Source organism: Oligoflexus sp., from assembly GCF_035638955.1.
Classification (GTDB): Bacteria; Bdellovibrionota_B; Oligoflexia; order Oligoflexales; family Oligoflexaceae; genus Oligoflexus.
Window position 1 is genome coordinate 1 of the sequence record NZ_DASQYZ010000286.1, and the last position, 2,793, is coordinate 2,793.

Consider the following 2,793-nt stretch of genomic DNA (forward strand, 5'->3'; position numbering starts at 1 on the left):
ACAGCGGTCAGCAGCGAGGCCTGCGACCCAAAAATAGCTGTATTGCTCAGCAGTGCTGATGGCTTCATCGTAGAGTGCTGTTGCCTTCAGGTATTGCCCTTTGAAAAGCTGCAGTTCCGCTTCAAGAATAAGCGCAAAGTGTTTGAAATTTACGGGGACTACTTCGGCCCATTTTTTTGCCTTCCTGAGAGTAGTTTGAAGTTTGAGAAAAGCCTGCCCATAGTTTGCGAAACCCTGCTGATACAAAGCGGAAGTACACAGGCCCAGAAAGAAATTATGATATGCGACGGCTACAGAACCCAGGATTTTATCCAGTTCACAAAGCTTAAGCAAGCGGTAAGCTGTTTCGTATTCATTGAATATGACAAAGCTCTGGGCTTGAAGGATCAGATAGTTGGTCCTGGTCGAAACAGTAGGGACCTTCTCCACAACGCCAGCGATCGCCTCTCTATCAGTTTCATCTCCGTCCCGAAATGTTACTATGTTAGGTATGAGTCCTTGCATTGTCCTTAGGTACTGCTGGGTGATGGAATAGCCCGGCTTGGCTGTCTGCGAGATCTTCAGCTTCGTCACACCGCGCATATCTTCGGCTTGCTTCGCAATGTCCTGGATGTAAGGTGCAAAGTGCATTATGAAAAAGATTCTTACAGCCCGGGCGGTATCGAGCCAGGTCACTTCGCCAGCCTGCGAAAGGAGATCCTCGGCAGTTGAGAGCTGCGCTATGCTTCGCCTGACATCTTTTGACCAGTGAAGAAGACAATAAGCGTTCGCAAATAACACTTTCCCCAAGTAGATTCTAGGTTCATGTGTTTCGGCCACTTCGATGGATAGTTCCGCCAACTCTTGCGCATGAGAATAGTTGTTGGTTACGAGAAGTGTCATTAATGCCAAGCTGCTACATATATTGCTCGCGCCATCAGAGGGTCCATGTTTTAGTATGAGCTGAAGCGCATAAGCGGTAACATAGGTAAAGAACTTCATATCAGATTGAAAGGCATTGTATTGCATGCTGAATAGCGTCAACACAATAAGTCTGTAATTTTTATCTTGCACCTGAGGAGACAGCATCTGACTCGTTAATCGGTTGTTTTTTCGCAGCCTTCTGGCCATATAAAGAGTCTTCATGCTTAGAGCGATACCGAGCAAAATATGCGGATTTTTGGGCAGACGAATCCCAAGGTGCTTAAGCGCCTCGATACCACTCACGCAGGCCTTGTCGAACTCTCCAGTCAGACCATAGAGGGCCGTTTTTTTCTCATATATGAGGGCCAGGGAATAGGGATCACCACCCTTGGAAAGAAGCTCTTCAAAGAGCTGCTCTGCCGCGTCAGCGTTCTGGTTGCTATATTCCGCCTCCGCAGCAATCAGCATAAGGTTTCGGTAGGTATCGGAATACCCTCCACCGATATCCTCCAGAAGCTTCAAACCGAGTCTGGCAAATTTTACTGAGCTTCCATAGGAAAGGGAGGCTGCAGATTTATTCGCAGCCATGAGATTCAGATCGACAACAAGGCTTTGTTCAGAAGGACCTTCTATATAATCAACGCCACTGTTAAAAAGTTCAGCAATCTGCACGCTCAGATTTTTTTTCACATCCTCGCTGCTTGAATTTCGCAGAAGATGTCTTCCGTATTGCAGCTTGATTTTCTTGATCTCAGCTTCAGGAACAAGAGCATGACAGGCCTGTTGCACGCGGTCATGAACAAATCGATATTTGATTCCATCAAAGGTGTCAGCAGGTCTTTCCTCACTCGACGCATGCTGGAATAGAAAGGACGGGCCTTCGTAGATAAGGATATGCTCCTGACAAGGTCCTGCCAATATTTTTGAGGCCTCCTGGAGGCCTGTGCCGGTCAATGTGCAAAGTGTTTTAAGGTCAAATTCATGACCTATGCATGCTGCATGGGCCAGGAGAGGAATGACCTCTGCCCCCATATTTCTGATTTTGATAATGAGAAAATCGATGACATTGGAGCTGAGGCCCAGCGAACGGATATTTTTGATATCCCATTCCCAGCGGCCAAGCTGAGCGGAAAAATTGAAGGCTTTGGCATGATAGAGCTGTGTCAGCACTTCATGGACGAAGAAAGGGTTGCCATGGGTTTTAAGCATGACCTCCTCGCAGATGTCCTTTGTTTCAGCCGAAGACGAGTGAAGGCTGTCGGCTATCAGGCCGGCAAGATCATTTTCGTTGAGCGGATTTAAGCTCGCCCGGGCAATATCGAGCCCCATATCCGTAAGGCTCTGAAGGCAACGGGTCAGGGGATGCAGGTGATCAACTTCGTTGTCCCGATAGGCTCCAATTAAAAAGAGCTGAGCACCCTGACGGCGCTCAAATATATTTTGAATGAGGCCGAGCGAGCCGCCATCAGCCCACTGGAGATCATCAATGAATATCACCAGCGGGTATTCATACTGGACTATGGCGCTGACAATGGCGTCCAGGGCAAGACGGAAACGGTTGGCATTGCTGACGCTGCCGAGATCCTCCAGTTCAGGCAGCTCGCCCAAAACCGCTCCGAATCTGGGGATCAGGTCGACCGCAACCCTGGCATTATGCCCAAGAGTTTTGAGCAATCCTTCGCGAATCCTTGTCAGTTGAGCTTCGGGGAGGGCCAGGAAGTGATCGGCCAGGGACGAAAACGCACTGATAAAGGCTTCATAGGGTGTATCACGGTTGTATTGATTGAACTTGCCTTTAATGAACAGGCCCCGACGCCTGAGAAGTGGCTTTTGAACTTCATTGATCAGGGTGGTTTTGCCAATGCCCGAAGTCCCTGCGACAAGGATCAT

The 2,793-nt window shown here is 48.6% G+C and carries 1 protein-coding gene; it reads right to left on the reverse strand.

Annotation, left to right across the window (positions count from 1 at the left end):
- The coding region (locus tag VE954_RS26225; RefSeq protein ID WP_324958440.1) for an ATP-binding protein at positions 1 to 2,793 on the reverse strand (2,793 nt) is incomplete at both ends.